Source organism: Vibrio sp. E14 (genome assembly GCF_020515785.1).
GTDB lineage: Bacteria > Pseudomonadota > Gammaproteobacteria > Enterobacterales > Vibrionaceae > Vibrio > Vibrio diabolicus.
The window spans coordinates 26,551-41,919 of sequence record NZ_JAHPJI010000003.1 but is presented as its reverse complement, the minus strand read 5'-3'; the positions used below and the strand labels follow the sequence as shown (position 1 = coordinate 41,919).

At 45.7% G+C, this 15,369-nt stretch carries 13 protein-coding genes and 3 pseudogenes; 4 read left to right on the top strand and 12 right to left on the bottom strand.

Annotated elements, in window-relative coordinates:
* Positions 1-20: 20 nt before the first annotated feature.
* Positions 21-323: pseudogene (locus tag LIX84_RS09700) on the bottom strand (integrase); the annotation flags it as partial.
* 366 nt (positions 324-689) lie between these two features.
* On the opposite strand from LIX84_RS09700, the gene LIX84_RS09695 reads away from it, so the two are divergent.
* From LIX84_RS09695 to LIX84_RS09685, 3 genes and pseudogenes are all read left to right on the top strand, one after another.
* On the top strand, positions 690-899 hold the full coding sequence (locus tag LIX84_RS09695; protein WP_069543965.1) for a cold-shock protein: 210 nt from the start codon (positions 690-692) through the stop codon (positions 897-899).
* 203 nt (positions 900-1,102) lie between these two features.
* Positions 1,103-1,258: a hypothetical protein gene (locus LIX84_RS09690; protein WP_167394233.1), complete on the top strand. Its 156-nt coding sequence runs from the start codon at positions 1,103-1,105 to the stop codon at positions 1,256-1,258.
* 370 nt (positions 1,259-1,628) lie between these two features.
* Positions 1,629-3,155, top strand: a pseudogene (locus LIX84_RS09685) (ISNCY family transposase).
* A gap of 335 nt (positions 3,156-3,490) precedes the next feature.
* On the opposite strand, the pseudogene LIX84_RS09680 reads toward LIX84_RS09685, so the two are convergent.
* The 6 genes and pseudogenes from LIX84_RS09680 to LIX84_RS09655 all read right to left on the bottom strand — a co-directional run.
* Positions 3,491-3,688 (bottom strand): annotated as a pseudogene (locus LIX84_RS09680) (transposase); the annotation flags it as partial.
* Positions 3,689-3,824: 136 nt separating this feature from the next.
* Positions 3,825-4,247, bottom strand: a complete 423-nt coding sequence (locus LIX84_RS09675) for a hypothetical protein (RefSeq protein ID WP_069546419.1) — start codon at positions 4,245-4,247, stop codon at positions 3,825-3,827.
* Positions 4,222-6,636 carry a hypothetical protein gene (locus LIX84_RS09670; protein WP_226421175.1) on the bottom strand — a complete coding sequence of 805 codons (2,415 nt, stop codon included), beginning with the start codon at positions 6,634-6,636 and terminating at the stop codon, positions 4,222-4,224. The genes LIX84_RS09675 and LIX84_RS09670 overlap by 26 nt, the downstream gene beginning before the upstream one ends.
* A 4-nt stretch (positions 6,637-6,640) precedes the next feature.
* Positions 6,641-8,128 (bottom strand): hypothetical protein, encoded by a 1,488-nt coding sequence (locus LIX84_RS09665; RefSeq protein WP_226421174.1) that lies wholly within the window; start codon positions 8,126-8,128, stop codon positions 6,641-6,643.
* A 145-nt stretch (positions 8,129-8,273) separates the two neighbouring features.
* Entirely contained in the window at positions 8,274-9,587 is a 1,314-nt protein-coding gene (locus LIX84_RS09660; protein WP_226421173.1) for a site-specific integrase, read from the bottom strand.
* A 137-nt stretch (positions 9,588-9,724) separates the two neighbouring features.
* Entirely contained in the window at positions 9,725-9,862 is a 138-nt protein-coding gene (locus tag LIX84_RS09655) for a hypothetical protein (protein ID WP_226421172.1), read from the bottom strand.
* A 141-nt stretch (positions 9,863-10,003) separates the two neighbouring features.
* Here LIX84_RS09655 and LIX84_RS09650 point away from each other — a divergent pair, with 141 nt between their 5' ends.
* A complete protein-coding gene (locus LIX84_RS09650; protein ID WP_180765796.1) occupies positions 10,004-10,918 on the top strand; it encodes a LysR family transcriptional regulator in 915 nt (304 codons plus the stop codon).
* A gap of 72 nt (positions 10,919-10,990) precedes the next feature.
* On the opposite strand, the gene LIX84_RS09645 is transcribed toward LIX84_RS09650, so the two are convergent.
* From LIX84_RS09645 to LIX84_RS09625, 5 genes are all read right to left on the bottom strand, one after another.
* On the bottom strand, positions 10,991-11,476 hold the full coding sequence (locus LIX84_RS09645) for a VOC family protein (RefSeq protein ID WP_226421171.1): 486 nt from the start codon (positions 11,474-11,476) through the stop codon (positions 10,991-10,993).
* 138 nt (positions 11,477-11,614) lie between these two features.
* Entirely contained in the window at positions 11,615-11,932 is a 318-nt protein-coding gene (locus LIX84_RS09640) for a DUF4144 domain-containing protein (protein ID WP_226421170.1), read from the bottom strand.
* A gap of 96 nt (positions 11,933-12,028) precedes the next feature.
* Positions 12,029-12,739, bottom strand: coding sequence for an HAD family hydrolase (locus LIX84_RS09635; RefSeq protein WP_031819196.1), 711 nt, complete (start codon positions 12,737-12,739; stop codon positions 12,029-12,031).
* Between the two features lie 25 nt (positions 12,740-12,764).
* On the bottom strand, positions 12,765-13,301 hold the full coding sequence (locus tag LIX84_RS09630; protein WP_104972182.1) for a DUF924 family protein: 537 nt from the start codon (positions 13,299-13,301) through the stop codon (positions 12,765-12,767).
* 65 nt (positions 13,302-13,366) lie between these two features.
* Positions 13,367-15,214, bottom strand: a complete 1,848-nt coding sequence (locus LIX84_RS09625) for a M3 family metallopeptidase (RefSeq protein ID WP_226421169.1) — start codon at positions 15,212-15,214, stop codon at positions 13,367-13,369.
* Between the last annotated feature and the right edge of the window lie 155 nt (positions 15,215-15,369).

Below are 15,369 nucleotides of genomic sequence, written 5' to 3'. Positions count from 1 at the left end.
CAAAAATCGGGATAAGATAAAGCAGAGTAGATCCATTGACTGATACACTGCTGAGTTCTAGGAGTGATTTCATAGTGCACATCAGTGCCCGTTTTTTGCTGGATGCATTGAACCCTCTCATAAATCACTCCTTGCGAAGAGACATCGTATACGTGTAGTTTTCGTAAATCACTCGCTCTCAACTTACTATCAATGGCTAGGTTTAGCAGAGCAAGTTGCATTAGGTCGTTTTCAAGCTCAAGCCTGGTTCTGATTCGCCAGATTTCTTCAAGCTTAAATTGCCTTTTTATGCCACTGCACTTTGTACAAGATAACTTTCTCATGATGACCTCCTCTCAATGTTGTTGGTCAACATTAAGTTTGGCAGTCATATTTAATAAGGGGCTGATACAAAACGATGCGCCTTAGAAGTTTTTGGACATACTCTTCCATCCACGGATTCTGGGCTAGATTGTTACTACAACTTTAAACTTGTAGGGATTAACTAAATTAAAATAAAGGTATCTTTAATTAAATAAGTCTGTATAGTGTTTCTTGTTCTGACAAAGAGTTGTTTCAAGATAAAGTATAAAGAAAGTCTTCCAGCGTCATTCCTAGCAAGTTTCTCTCTGTAATCTCCCTTAATTCGCTATCCTAAAATAATACCTATGTTCAGTGCACCTTAATTTTTAATTTATAAGGGGCATAATATGTCTAATCAAGTAATTGGTACAGTAAAGTGGTTTAACGAAACTAAAGGTTTCGGTTTTATTTCTCAACAAAATGGCGATGATTTATTTGTTCATTTCCGAAGCATTTTAGGCGATGGTTTTAAGAAGCTTGTTGAAGGTGATAAGGTTTCTTTTACTGTAGGTAAAGGGCCAAAAGGTCTTCAAGCAGAAAATGTAGCGACTATTTAGTCTTACAGTTGAATTTTAACTACCTTGTCATGTTTGTGGCAAGGTAGTTGCTCTGACAAAGAGTTGTTTCAAGATAAAATATAAAGAAATTTTTCCAGCGTCATCCCTAGCAAGTTTCTCTCTGTAATCTCCCTTAATTCTCTATCCTAAAAATAATACCTATGTTCAGTGCACCTTAATTTTAAATTTCTAAGGGGCATAATATGTCTAATCAAATAGTTAATAATGAGAATAGAATTAATAAAAATAATACTATTCAAAATACCGAAACTTCAATCAATAAAAAAACACAAGTTAATAGCCTTCTCCAAAGAATTGCCAATGGTGAAAGTGGTGTTGTTTTGGAGGAAATACTTTGAGAAATAATGGTCGAAAGAAGATCTGGTTTAAGTTGAAAAAGTTCGAATCAAACACTAAAAAAACTAATTAAAATGATTATCCTGTTTGTAAAGGGTTGCCATCTGGTAGCCCTTTCTCGTTTTATGCTATAGCCAAATTGTTTAACTAGAGATTAGTTAGCATAGAGGCCTATACCTAAGCTTCTAACAAACTTAGGGGCATAACTGTTTTAGCTGCAGTTTCCCTCTCCATGTGATCACCAAGCGATTCTGTCGTACCTTAACTACCAACCGATTTTGTCGGTGAACTAATTACCAAGGGAAAATGACGGCTCCATTTCTATACCTAACCCTTTGAATAGGTCAACTCACCATTCAGGGGTTAGTAAGGATGATCATCATGGACTCTCGCTCCCAGCTTACTGTTGATGTGATCGCTAAAGTCACTCAAGGTAGGATCAGCATTCACAGTGCTTCCAAACTCCTCAATAAGTCCCGTCGTACCATAGAGCGTTACCTCCACCGCTACCGTCTCGTGAAGGCATACGCTTTGTTGTCCATGGCAATAAAGGTCGTGAGCCTGTCAATAAAACCCCTGATTCACTGAAAAGATAGGTTCAGCAACTGATCCAAACTAAGTACTTCGATTTCAATTTGCAGCATCTGGCCGAGTTGCTCACGGTCAACGAAGGCTTGACCATCAAGCGGGAAACTTTGCGAAAGTGGGCGCACGCTATCCACCATGTGAAGCGAGCCAAGCGTCGTCGTAGCCGAGTAAGAAAGTACAGGGAACGAATGGAGCAGCCTGGACTGATGTTGCAAATGGACGGCAGTCCGCATCAATGGTTTGGTGAGCATCGCTCATGCTTGATTGCCATCATCGACGATGCGACCAGTGATATCCATGCCGAGTTCTTCCCTTCCGAAACCACGGAAGGCTGTATGAAAGTCATGAAGGCGTATATCGAAAAGCGAGGTCTGTTTAAGATGCTCTACGTCGATAGAGCGGGTATATTCGGTGGTCCAAAACGCAGTAACTTCTCTCAGATGCAACGCGCTTGTGAAGAGCTAGGGATCGAAATCATCTTTGCGAATTCGCCCCAAGGCAAAGGACGGGTCGAACGGGCATTCGATACGTTCCAAGACAGGCTGGTTCCAGAGCTTCGGCTGCACCATATTACCGATATTCAAAGCGCCAACGAGTATCTTCAAAACCAATTCATTCCACTGTACTGGCAACAGAAAATCGCGGTGCAGGCGAAGAACCCGAGGTCGGCATTCAAGGTTGTACCTGAACACATCAACCTTGATACGGTCTGTGTTCACAAGGAATATCGCAAGGTTCGCCGAGATCATACCTTCAGTTATAACAATAAAATGTAATCTCATCGACTCGCCCATAAGGCACTCCATCGTCAATCAGAAACTGGAAATACGCTGTCAGTTCGATGGTGCATTCTCAGCCTATTTTGGTCACCGAAAACTGCATATTACCGAGTTAGAAGAGCCACCAAGAGCGAGTGAGTATGGGGTGGAAGTCCAGCGCAAGTTGGAAGTCATCGAGCTTGCCGACCGCCTGGGTAATGCGACGGAAGCCGCTCGGCTCACTGGTTGCTCGCGCCGAAGTATCTACAACTATCAAAAGGTATTAGCCGAGGAAGGCCCCCTTGGCCTTAAGCGCATTAACAAACCGCTGCACCGCAGCAAAAACAGCATACCTGAAGAAACCGAACACAAAATTATCGAGCTGACCTTAAACAATCCGTATCAAACCTCAGTACAGTTGAGAACCATGCTAAAGAAGGAGTACAACATCACCGTCAGCAGTTGCACGATACGAAATATCTGGAAGCGCGAGGCACTGAATACCAGAGCGCTGAGAATACAACGCTCAGCGGCATTAAATAAAGAAGTCTAGCCTGTGGGCTAGATTAAAGGTGAACGACAAAGTCGCTTGGGATTTATCCCGTCAGGCTCCCTTGGTAATCACATGCAGTTTCCCTCTCCATCTGAATTCTGTGACGACCGACGTGGCTACTACAACTAAGACTTCAGGAACTCAACCACTTGATGAAGGGGTGCTTAGAGAAGAGACTCGAGTTCGGTGGGGGGGGGGAGAATCTTCAAAACCAGAGTTCTTCTCAAACCCTAAGCTGCACTTTGGATGAGATAAGACTTGGGCTTTTTAAACAAAGGGTAATCGCCGTATTTGCAGCTCAGAAATACTAGCCCCTGAAAAATAGTAAGACGAGTAAGAGGAATTTTTACGAGAGCGAATAGTGAGCCTATAAGCCCTTGTTGCGCCCTGCATGGCATAGAGCAGATCCTTGCTGTAGCAATCGCTAAGTCGCTGAAGTGGCGAGGCCTGCAACGTTTGCTCTGTTTAACTTGATCCCACTCTCTTATTGTTTCTTCATCAATCCAGAAGGTGAAAGAACCATGGTTAATCAGAGCTTGGTTGTACTGTAGCGAGGTTTTGACGTGCTACATAAAGCAAAGAATGTAATCGTTCAGATTGTGACTTCTCAGTTTAGTTCCACAAAATCATGCAACAAAGCCAGGGGAAACTCCCGACTTGTACTGCCTCCTATTCTCGGTCTTCTTCAACAGGAGCTCTAAAGAGAACATGAGGCAGGATCGGGGGATGATGCTTTGCAGCGTTCATTTTGGCACGATTAAGTGCGACGATCTGAGCATTATTCTTACGTTCTAGCTGACTGACTTCTCGTTGTAATCGTGCGATTTCTTTTCGTAAATCGCTCTCTGTAGCAGAGGTTGGTGGATTGCGCCCAGCCGGTTCACCTGCACGTTGTGACTCTTTCCTAAGATCGTATTCATGTTTGATGGAAAAATATTTACACAATGTCTGCCGTGTCACACTAAGAGATACTCGGGCTTTGATTTCCTTAGTCAAGCGTAGCCAAGTCAGTTTCTCGTCGTCTGACCAGGTAACGATGATCTTGCAGATTGCCGATACCTGTTGGTTATTTAGGTTTAGTTTTGCTGCCATCTGGCGACTCCATTAATTCAGCTAAAAACGTCTCCGGACAGAACTCATTAGCAGTTTCGTCATCCTCATTTACCTGTTGAATCGGCTGTGTGGCGAGTTCTTCAGCTTCTATCTCTTCCCGCAAATCCGGCAGGCGAGGGACCATCGTGACCGATTGAGTCATCGCTGCATTTGTTACAAGGTATTGGTTATTCTCATCACTGAGTGGGCGGATCACTGCGCCATCTTCAATGTTGTCATCGGTTAGAAGTGCTAAGAGAGCAGCGCGTTTTACGTATCGACGCTCATGTGTTTTTAGCCACCTGTCATCAACATGAGCGCCTGTTGCCCGGCGCAGAATCACAGAATGCAGTCGGTATGCCTGTATTGCGTGATCCTCTTGCAGTACATGCAGGTCGTCCAGATCTCCCTTGACATGACAGCTTTTATTGCAACCCACACAGTCCAGTCCTTCTAGCTTCCTGCAAGGAACTAATTCAAGAGGTTGGATGCAGTAACCTGTAGGCATACGATGGGCTGTCTTGAAGATAAATGATGTGATTGGCTCACCATTTTCATCAACCTCGTCGGGTAGCGCCAAGGTGGGTGTCAAGCCATTACGCCCAGTTTTCTCTCGAAACTCTGTTGTATTTGCAGGAACAACAATAATGTTAACCGCCTCATCAGTGTCCCCTAGCACACTTAGGCTGTGTTCGTGACGCCCATCTTCAGTTTTGTTGTCATAAACAAAATTGGTTTTCTTGTTGGCTCGACCAGACCAAAGCGCAAGCAGCGAATCACTCATTCCCTGTTCTTGAGCGGCGGTGTTCAGCCAGTGACGAAACCCATGGCTATTCAAGGAGTAGTGCAATGGGTAACCCATTTTACTGAAGATGGAACTACTTGAGTGACTGCCTGTTAAACGATGGGTAAACCACTGCCCCACATTGACGTAAGATAACGACAACATTGATCCGTAGCCTCCCCCAGATGTCCTTGAACTTGAATTTTTCTGGGGTTTTCCGGCACCAGTCATTGCACCGGTTGGCACTATTAGAGCTGAACAGAGTGGTACGCGTTTGCCATTACCTTTATGCTCTGCGCCGAGGTGGTAGCGGTAACCATCATCCCAGGCATCTTGTTGCCGCTTGACCCAGAAGTCCTGTAATGACTTTAATGTCAGCGGCGATGGCAAATTAAGTTTCTTTGCAGTGAATAACGACACATTTAGTGCCACCGCAGCCATTTCGACGGATATCTCGGTGTATTGGCTCCCTGGACTCTTGTTGTTTGACGCCCTCCATAAATCCCAGGCGTCATTCAGTTTTCCACCTTTGGGCGTACTATCATAAACACCGATGATCGCTCCGAGTTGCCATAAAGAGACAGGTTTCGAGCGTTCAAGATGCTTTGGCTCTGAGTACCCGGTTCCAGCAAGAAGATTTTTCAACGCTGAGTTGGGATTGGAATAGAAACGAGACAAGATCAAGCCTGGTTCACTTATGTGCTGCAACCAAGTAACGGCACGTTTCAGCAAGGGGACTGCAGTTTCAGGTATCACCTTATGGAAGTCTGGATGGCCTTTGCTACCACGATACCGCAGCGCGACGTAAGTTTTCCCCTTGTTATCCGTTTTCTCAACGAGGCAATCACGCTCCAGCAAGAAAATATCGCCGTACCGAGCAGGCTCTACCATGAGTATCGCGCAACATGAAGCAACGAAGCGTTCTTCGAAACCGTCGAGTCTTAAGCCACCTTCTTCCTTAGCCATTTCTGCCATTGATGGCATCACAGTCGAGAAAATTTCGGCAGTCGCTAGCATTATGTCACTGCTCGGAACCTTTGACTTGCGTCGCTCTTCAGCAATGTTATCCACATAGTTCGGAGTATTACCACGATAAGGTTGCCGTGTCATAATGTAGCGAGGGATCAATTGTTCAGACCCGGTGCGTGAATTTAGCCACTTTACGAATTTGTTTAGGCGATCTTGAGTTGTTCGCCGCCCCAAGCCATGATGGTGATTTTTGATCAAGCTAAGACAGCGATCATACACTGCCTCGGTAAAACTGCTAATTTTTAACGGCAGACCTTCCTCTCGAAGCGCTAGTTCAATCAATTTTATAGGTGCCGCATGCAATGCATATTGTGGCGCATTGTTGCCATATTGAGTTATACACCAAACGGCCCAAGCCTTGGTAAAATCTCGTATCGGCTGGGGCAATAGCTCATCCGAAGTGTAGTTCTGAATGCCTTTTGGTTTAACCCCATGGCGTGAAAAGGTCAAGTGCGGCCAGTTGTTATCCGTCCATGTTTTGCCGAATGAATCAAAGGGAAAGGCGACTAATTTCATCTCTGCGATGAACTGCTCTGCATTGACCTGTAACCTGTCAAGGTGAATGGTTTTAGTCATCAGGTTACTCCTGATTGAATTTGTGACAAGCAACGATAGTTAACTGGATGTAACGGATAACTCTTGACCAACCTCGTAGTTGAAATGGGCGTGCGCCGCGCTTCACTTCACGTTGGTAATGCTGTACTGCTTCATTCAGCACCAGACTGTGATCTGCAGACGCGATTGGTCGGAACAGATCACATGGATAGCAGGCAAATGGTGCTGACAGCTCCTTGCTTTTACACTGATGTTGGCAATGCTTACACGCTCCTATCTCATCGACGCCATTGGAAGTCACCTGGTCATCCGCTTGGTCACGTCTTATAACCACGCGGCCCATGGCAACATCGACGAGTGGGCCCAGAATGGGACTCATAAGGCGGTCGATAACATCCATTGCTTCCGGTGTCATATCCTTGTATGCCCTTACTGTGGACATGTCAATTACACCTAACGCTTTTGCAATCACTGCGTCTTCATGTCCTTCAATAGCCATTGAAGTCCCCAACGTATGACGTTGACGACGAGGGCCGTAACTGAACTTCGACACTCGTTCGCTCTTTATATCCATGATTTTAAACACTTTCCGGGTCTGTGAACCGAATGTATTTGCATTCATGTGTAAACCTGGCCCCGTCGCTGCGTTAAACAATGACATCCGATCTTGCCATCTCATCGGCTTCATAGTGGTATGGCAACCAGAAAATGCATCGGAGCGGCCAAACAGTGGCCATTCCTTAGTGAGTGAGGCGAAAGCACTTTCGCTTAGCTTTATCTCGTTTTCGCGAAGCATGCGGCGTATGCAACGTTCTGTTACGTTCCGAAACTCAGTGAGTTCCTCAACTATCTCCTTATCAAGCTCAATGCGGTAACCTTCCCATTGTTTACGAAAACCTCCATCCTGAGTTTTCGCTCTAGGAAAACGAGCCTCGTGCCGAATTAGCGTAATATCGCCATCCTGTACATGGATACTCATTATATCCTTCCATTTCATCTGGGATAGGGTATCGTAGCGTCGGCTCGTAAAATGCGGTAGGCGAATTCCAAAGTAACCTGACCATGCGGCATAAGTCAGGCCTGAATCATCAGAGTCACTTGTTATTTGCAATAAGCCCTGATAATGCTGTCGGAGAGCATCTACAAGGTTGCCGTCCTCTGTGCTACTGAGCGCACCAGTTTCTGGGTTGAGGAAGTCTTTTCTGTTACTATTGCGAAAGGTCACTGTTTTGAAGTGATCAACTAAAGGTTGGTATCGTTCACGATTCAACGGGAGAAGGAATTTCAGAGTACCGCTAATTACTGACAACTTGACATCAGAACCCATATTAGTCCGTACATAGGCGATATATGCCATGAGGCTGCTCTTAGTGACCTTCTCGTTACTCTGGGACAGGTATTCACTCCAGTCTTTGCTGGCTGGAGTGATTCTGGCGATAGAAAGTTTCCGTGCCGCTGAAGCCAACCCCTCACGCAACTCAGCAGCTAAGGTCGCGTCTTTCAATAATCTCAACCACTGAACCTTTACCGGCGTGACCCCGTGTTTTAGATGCCAAATGTCGGCTTCGGGGTCGAACTTTAGACCAGTTTTTGCGACCCTCAACCCGGTATTTGAATCTTCATTTGCGCAGGGGCGAGTGTGCAGGTTAGCCAGACCATTAGAAGTTGATGCTGTTGTCATATGCTCTCCTCGGCACAAAGCGCTTTTCATTCAGTTTGGTTATAGCTCGCACGGCTTTTTGATTTATGTTATAGACGTCGTATACCTTTGCCGGCATGTCCGAGTTCGGGCCCCAGCCAAGCAATTGACGCATTATTTGGGCTTGTTCTTCGGCCTCGATCTTAAGCTCATCCATCAGCGACTTCAGGTCTTGAACAAATCTATGCCGCAATTTGTGCGCCGATATCGGCTCACCAAGCGTCCGGCTAAATGGTATAAAAATTTTTGATACCGTTTTAAGAGAGAGCTCTCGACCACAAGTCTCTCCCTGATGTGCGACAAATAAATACTCGGTTTCTTGTACGCCAGGTACCTTGCTGCGGATGTCTACAATGTAATCTTTAATCCGGCGGCGCAAATGAGCAGGCAATACAGAGGTGTGACTGAGCGTTTTGACTTCAGAAGTGAGCGCTCGGCGGTCTGCCTTGTCATTTGGTCGGCGAATGATCCGAAGCTTGTGCGTGCTGAAATCTATATCGTCAAGCTTGATGCCGCATAGCTCTGAACGTCGTATACCGGTGGTTCGTAATAGATCAATAATGAGGCAGTTGCGTTCTTGAATAGTGGAGTTCTTCCAAATACGTTTGAAGTACATTGAACTGGTATCATTTTCAATGAGGTGCCCCAGTCGAGTCATAGCAGTATCGCTGATCTCAGGCTCGCTACCTTTTGGGTTATCTGGATTAGCCTGTTCGTCCGAGGATACTGGGCGCATCTCTAATTCAAGAGCGCGAAACATATCCTCACCGGCCTGACGAAGCTCCCAGGACACATTTAGACCATGGATTAACTGAATCAGGTGATTAATATAGCGCCGTGCCATTACGAGGCGGTAGTTCGTTGTTTGGGCCTTTACTAACGACCTCTTCACTTGACCAGCATAAACGGCTTCCATTACGATTCGTTGCTGGATTTCAGGGTGCAACGGCGCAACATTAGGTTCACGAAAGGCTTCTTCTCGTTTCAGTCGTGCCGCATCTGAGAACCTCTCGATCTCATCCTGTGTCAAATATTCACCGGCTTGGATTCTCTCTAAGAGATTACCGCCATTCATATTTCGCTCTTGCCACCATAAGAGAAAAAACTGCAAGTCTCTGACCATCCGTTCTTGGGTATTGATTGAGTAACGAGAGCGACTAATTACCTGACTGATGAACAAACCGGGGTAATCCAACGGAATGTCATCTTCATCTACCAGGGTCACGCACTGCTTGCCAAGAGAAAGAGGATCATGAAATTTTTTTACAAACATGCAAGCGTCACCTTTTTTATGTTTTACAAATTATTGCGGCACATCTTTACAATGTTAGTTCAAAAAATCACCATGGCTAAACTCTTTTTATTATAGGGTGTTAGGTGCTTTTTATGAATATAGTGCTTTACAGAAACCTATGGTAGCCATAAATCGATAGAGTAGCCGTAGATATAAGCACCTTCTGCAAGATCAACATTGGTGTTAGCCGCAAATACAGAGCTGGCTCCTAGCGCTGATAATCCCAATAGAGTAACGAGTAATTTTTGTTTCATGGCTGGTTTCATCCATTTGTTTGTGAGGATATGTTTCCAGCTAAGCTTAGTCGTTCACCCGTTTATTACAGAAATGAATTGTGAGTATTTAGTCTATATCAAAAGTGATATGCTTTGAGAAAAGCTAAAGAGATAACGTTGATGAACTTTGATTACAATTTGCTCAAGGTGCTTGCGGTGATTCTTGAAACACGCAACACCACAACGGCTGCGGAGCGTTTGTGCACCAGCCAGCCTGCTGTGAGCCGAAGCTTGCGTAAAATTCGGGATTTGTTTAACGACGACATTTTAGTGCGTAAGGGCACCAATATGGAGCTCACGCCGAAAGCCGAAGAGATCAAAGCGCAGCTTTCTGGGATCATCAATGACATCGACAAGCTAGTGAATGTTTCTCATAGTTTTGATCCCGCGACCGAAAGCAGTGTTCTGCGTGTTGCGATTAACTCGTCCATTGCGCAATGGTTTTCTGCCGCGTTTACTCAGCTGCTAGCCAAAGAAGCGCCGTTTATGAACTTGGTGATCGAAGACTGGACGGAAACCACGCCAGACAAAATCGATGCGGGTGAAATCGCTTTTGGCATCAACTATTTCCCTATGGAATTGCCGAAGCATCTGGTTCAGAAAAAAGGCGGGCGGGACGACTTTGCTCTGGCCTGCAGCGCGACGCATCCGCATGGTGGTAAACGCATGTACTTGGATGACATTTCAGAGTACGCGTACGCGGTTCACATCATCCAACATTGGAATGAAAAAGAAGATCATATCTCGCGCTTATTACAGCCTTTTTCAGTTGTCCCAAGAATTCAACTGCGTACCACGCACATCAACACCATTTTGAATTTGGTTGCGGATAGCGATGTTCTGTTTCCTTGTTCGCGTCACTTGATCAATCAGTTAGATAAGCGTTTTTCTTTTATCGAATTTGATGACGCGCTGCCGAAATTAGAAGGTAACTTCGGTTACGTTTACAGCGTAAAGCGCCGCAATGATCCGTTGATATTGTGGGTTAACAATACCGTTGAATCGTTGATGAAGTCGTTAGGCATTGAGTCGTAACAATAGTTGGTGAAACGGTTTGAACAACCGGGTTCGATAACGTACTGATCCCGGTTGTGTTGCTTGATGCAATTACTCGTATTCAGAAGCGTAAGTTTCTTCATAAGTGTGTGAGTAAAGCTCGAACAGGTTGCCGAATGGGTCTTCTAGGTAGACCATTTTCGCAGGCTTGTTATCGTCTTCTGGGTGGTAACGCATGATGTCCATACGAACTTTACCACCCAACGCTTCAGTGCGCTTGATTGCACCTTCAAAGTCGTCCGTCTGCAAACAGAAATGGAAGATTCCGATGCGAGAAAAATCTACTTCATGGCGCGCTTGACGCTCTTTCATTTCAAATAACTCAAGTCCGATGCCATCGCTTGTCAATAGATGCGCAATGTTGAAGCCTTTAAAGCCCTCACCAAAGACCGCAATACACATTCTGCCAATTGCGGTTTCGCGTTCTTCAATCACTTTCGTGTTGCCCATAACGACTTTTAGACCAAGCGCTTGCGTGTAAAACTCAACCGCTTTATCCATATCTCCGACCATAATACCGACATGATTCATTTTCATTTGTTTGCTCCCAACATGTGTACTTAAACGTTGTCTTGTTTCGATGTGGGAGAGTATATGGTGCGGTGTTAATTACATGAAATTATCATAAATTATAAAAATAATAAATTTATGTAATCAGTATGGGCGCAGTTCGAGTTAATTGGCTAATGCCTCAACAGCTTGCTGTACCGAGGTGAAGTGAATTTTGATGATGCACCTTTGTGCGAGACTAAACTCATGCGACTGGATGAGTGACGTAACTTCCTCGACGGACAGAGTGCGTTCTTCCGGTTGTAAAACGGTGGCGTTCGAATCGTTGTATTGCAACCCGAACGTGCTGTCATTTGAGTCAATTACGTAATCATCTGGCCCCCAAATGAGCGCTTCGCATTCGGAATCAAGATCGGCATGAGAACGCAAATAGATAAGTTCATCGTCGCCATCGAGTTTCAATAAACATGGCCATGTAACCATGGGGCCTCCAGTGTAGTGGCTAAAATTGTTTCAATGTCTGAAAGGGCAAGGTGAGCGCTGGCATTCAAGGTGTTGGCCTTAAACCGCAGTCAAAAATTACGTGTGTTGAGCAATAATCGAAAACAGCTCGTCAACCGTTCTTGCCACGTAATCTGGTTGCACGCTCCAATGCTCTGGCATTGCGCCGCTGTACGCTGCTGCAACGGCAATCACTTTACTTTGGCCACCCAACTGCTGTTCGATGTTGCGTGCGAATTGCGTGTCGGCTTCATGGTCACCGATGTACATCAGCTGTCGATTTTCTGCGTGACCAAAAATCGACTCAACGCATTTGATGCCACTGTACGCATCGGGCTTTTGGTGTCCGTTCGAGACGTCATCATACCCGACGATGGATTTAAACGGCGCACTGATGCCGTTGTCGGACAGCACTCGACGAATATTGCTTTGTGAGTTTTGAGAGCAAATGCCGTGAGGCAGCTGCGCAAACTCTTTAATAACGCCATCAATGCCTTCAAACAGGGTTACTGGTGTTTGGTTTTTCTCTTGATGCTCTGCCCATAAACCGCCAGCTTTTAGCATTTCATCATGGGACATGCCGTAGTAATCCACGTAGAGCTCTTGCCAGTTTTTCGCCGCGTGGTTTGCGTAGTGATAGTTGGCTTCTGAATGAAGATATTTCGGTAAATTATCGCCGGTTAAATGCGGGGCAACGATGGCTAAGATCGCTTTGGTGATGTCGATGTTTTTCGGTACAGAGTTTACGAGTGTCCCATCGTAATCCCACAATATGGCGTCTAATTTCATTCAACGTTCTCGTTGTTATTGATGGTTAAAAGCTGGAGCCGGGTTGCTGCAAAAATGCTAACTCTTTAGGAGTGCTTTCTCTACCCAAGATGGCGTTGCGATGTGGGTAACGTCCAAATTGGTCGATGATGGCTTTGTGTTTTAGCTCAAAATCGTAGTTATTTTCAAGCCCTGATGCGCGAAACAATTTCTCAGCTTCGACATGAATGAGGCGAGATTCGCTGTGCATAAAAGGCATGTACAAAAAGCTTAGCTGCTCAGGCACTAATTCTTGATCGTGTCCTAACCGAATTGCTTCTTGAGCCAATGCTAATGCGAGCGGGTCTTGCGCAAACGCTTTTGGGGTGTTGCGATACACATTACGTGAAAACTGGTCGAGGACGATGATTTCGGCCAATCGTCCTTGTGCGCTGTCACGCCAATTAAACAGTTCACAACGAGCGGCCTGTTCTAGTACCGAGGCAAATCGTGACGCAATATGTTTGTCCAGTTCTGGGTTGTTTTCAAACCAGTTTTGAGGCGTTAGCTCTTCGAACCAGAACTTGATGATTTGTTGATGCATGGCGCTTCCTTTTGTTGTGCCTTAATAGTAAAAAGCCAGAAGCGTGGCTTCTGGCTCTTGGCGTGTTATCGACCGTAAGTCTCTACGATGTAACGTTCAAAATCGTCACACATTTGTTCGTCAGAGATGACGTTGCTTGCCAGTTCTTTACTGCCGTCGACGACTTTAATCGTCGCGTTCAGTGAAGCAACTGGTGCTCGTCCTCGTGTTGCAAGTGAGTCTATTTTCTTCTGCTGTACTTCCCACGCTTGCTCTGGCGATAGATTACATACATCTGCCAAGTACTTAGCATTGAACCCCTCGCCAGTTAGGCTGAAAATGGTTTCGTTGTGTGACAAATGATTGCCCGCGTGCCAGTAGTGTTTTGCCAGCAGTGGGCCAATTTCTGGGTTATCCGTCAGATAGCCAAACTTCTCAAGGAAGTATGCACGGGTCTGGTACACCGCCATGTGCGCGAGTAGGTAACCTTGATACGCACAAGCTGCTTCGTCGGATAGCAAATGTGGAATCGCCATCAGTGGGCGAGGGCTGCATTCCAAACCAAGGATCTGTTTTTCACAATCGCGAGCCAGCTTAGTGATGCGCTCTGGCGTTAACTCGTCATCGCTAAGTTGATATAACGCGCGTTCAAAGTACGGCACAACCAAGATGCTACGTTCTTCATAAGCTTTGAATGGCTGACGACTGTTGATCATCGCTTGAATGATCTCATCAGGAACCGGATTCCCTTCATCATCCAGTGCGTATTGTTTTAGCCAATCGGCATCGGTTAACAGGCTGTCACAGAACATCGACTGAGTTTCTGCATAAGCCATTGAAGTCGGCGCAAACTCCTGCGAGAAACAAGGTGCGTTCATTTTTACGTTCGCAAAGTGTGCTGCGTGGCCACCTTCGTGGAACAGCGTGTTAATGCCATCGTAGCCGCTGCCCACTTGGTCTGGTTTGGCATTGCTGGTGAAGTTCACCTGTGCTGCGACCCATTCGCCTTGATTGTAGAAAGAAGGGATAGGGCCGTGGCAGAACCCGTTCGGGTACTTACCTTTGCGGTCTAACAAATCCAGCGTTAGCGTCGCGCCAGAGTAATCAATATTCAGACGACCAAACGATTCTACCCAGCGTCTCAGAGATTTTGAGAACGGCACGTATGGGTCAAGGTCACGCATGACGTCACCCGCGAACGAGTAAACAAAGTTGAAGCCTGTTAGCGCGCTTGCACCTTTCTCTTTCGCCAAGTTTTCTAAGCTGTTTAGGTGCGCATCTCGCGTGCGTTGTTCGAAATCTTCCAAAATCTCGAACAGCTGCTCAGAGCTCATCTTTTCCGTTTTTTGCACGGAGTAATCAAAGAAGGTCGCATAACCAAGTGAGCGAGCGAACTGGTTGCGCAGTTTGATCAGTTCTATAAAGCCGTTTTGCAGTAGCCATTGTTCAAGGTTCAGCAACGCTTGATGAGCCGATTGGCGAACTTCTTCATGATTGCTGGTGCGAATGGTTGAGCTCAATACTGGCAGTGAACCTTCTGCTTGCTCGCCGTTTTCATCGGTAAACGTTTGTACGTGGTTCTGTTTTTTCTCGAATAGCTCAGCTTCAAAGGCAATGAGCTGATTTTTCAACGCTTGTGCTTTTTCGCCCTCGATTGCGTGAGATTCAAACATTGCCAGCCAACCAGAAAGACCCGTAATGGTTTGCTGTTTCTCTTGTGGGTCGGTAATTGAGTCCGCGGCTTCAAGCTGTTGTTTGATGGCAGTAATTTGCTCGGCGTTGCTTAAAAAGCTTGTCCATGCGGTTTGTGCTTGCGTCGAGCCATCATGGTCATCGCTGATCCCCATGTAAGTTTCCCAAAAGAAATCTTCTTTGGTGCGGTGAATCGCGAGGTAACGTTGATTGAGGTCGTTGAGATAATCCGTTGCGGTCATTTTGATCCTTCAAATGGTTGGGAGTAGACCCCTAATTATTGCACGCTTGTTGATAATAAAGGAGGGACAAATTAATTTGCTGGTAGTGTACTGCGTAAACGTGATTTTACTATTTGTTTACATTTTAATGAGTTAGCGAGAGTTGTTACGCGTTC

Bases quoted from the DNA above. Each gene is read 5' to 3' on its own strand.
- LIX84_RS09640 (WP_226421170.1), bottom strand. From the start codon at position 11,932: ATGGTTACATGGCCATGTTTATTGAAACTCGATGGCGACGATGAACTT.
- LIX84_RS09695 (WP_069543965.1), top strand. From the start codon at position 690: ATGTCTAATCAAGTAATTGGTACAGTAAAGTGGTTTAACGAAACTAAA.
- LIX84_RS09690 (WP_167394233.1), top strand. From the start codon at position 1,103: ATGTCTAATCAAATAGTTAATAATGAGAATAGAATTAATAAAAATAAT.
- LIX84_RS09645 (WP_226421171.1), bottom strand. From the start codon at position 11,476: ATGAAAATGAATCATGTCGGTATTATGGTCGGAGATATGGATAAAGCG.
- LIX84_RS09670 (WP_226421175.1), bottom strand. From the start codon at position 6,636: ATGACTAAAACCATTCACCTTGACAGGTTACAGGTCAATGCAGAGCAG.
- LIX84_RS09650 (WP_180765796.1), top strand. From the start codon at position 10,004: ATGAACTTTGATTACAATTTGCTCAAGGTGCTTGCGGTGATTCTTGAA.
- LIX84_RS09625 (WP_226421169.1), bottom strand. From the start codon at position 15,214: ATGACCGCAACGGATTATCTCAACGACCTCAATCAACGTTACCTCGCG.
- LIX84_RS09660 (WP_226421173.1), bottom strand. From the start codon at position 9,587: ATGTTTGTAAAAAAATTTCATGATCCTCTTTCTCTTGGCAAGCAGTGC.
- LIX84_RS09675 (WP_069546419.1), bottom strand. From the start codon at position 4,247: ATGGCAGCAAAACTAAACCTAAATAACCAACAGGTATCGGCAATCTGC.
- LIX84_RS09635 (WP_031819196.1), bottom strand. From the start codon at position 12,739: ATGAAATTAGACGCCATATTGTGGGATTACGATGGGACACTCGTAAAC.
- LIX84_RS09630 (WP_104972182.1), bottom strand. From the start codon at position 13,301: ATGCATCAACAAATCATCAAGTTCTGGTTCGAAGAGCTAACGCCTCAA.
- LIX84_RS09655 (WP_226421172.1), bottom strand. From the start codon at position 9,862: ATGAAACAAAAATTACTCGTTACTCTATTGGGATTATCAGCGCTAGGA.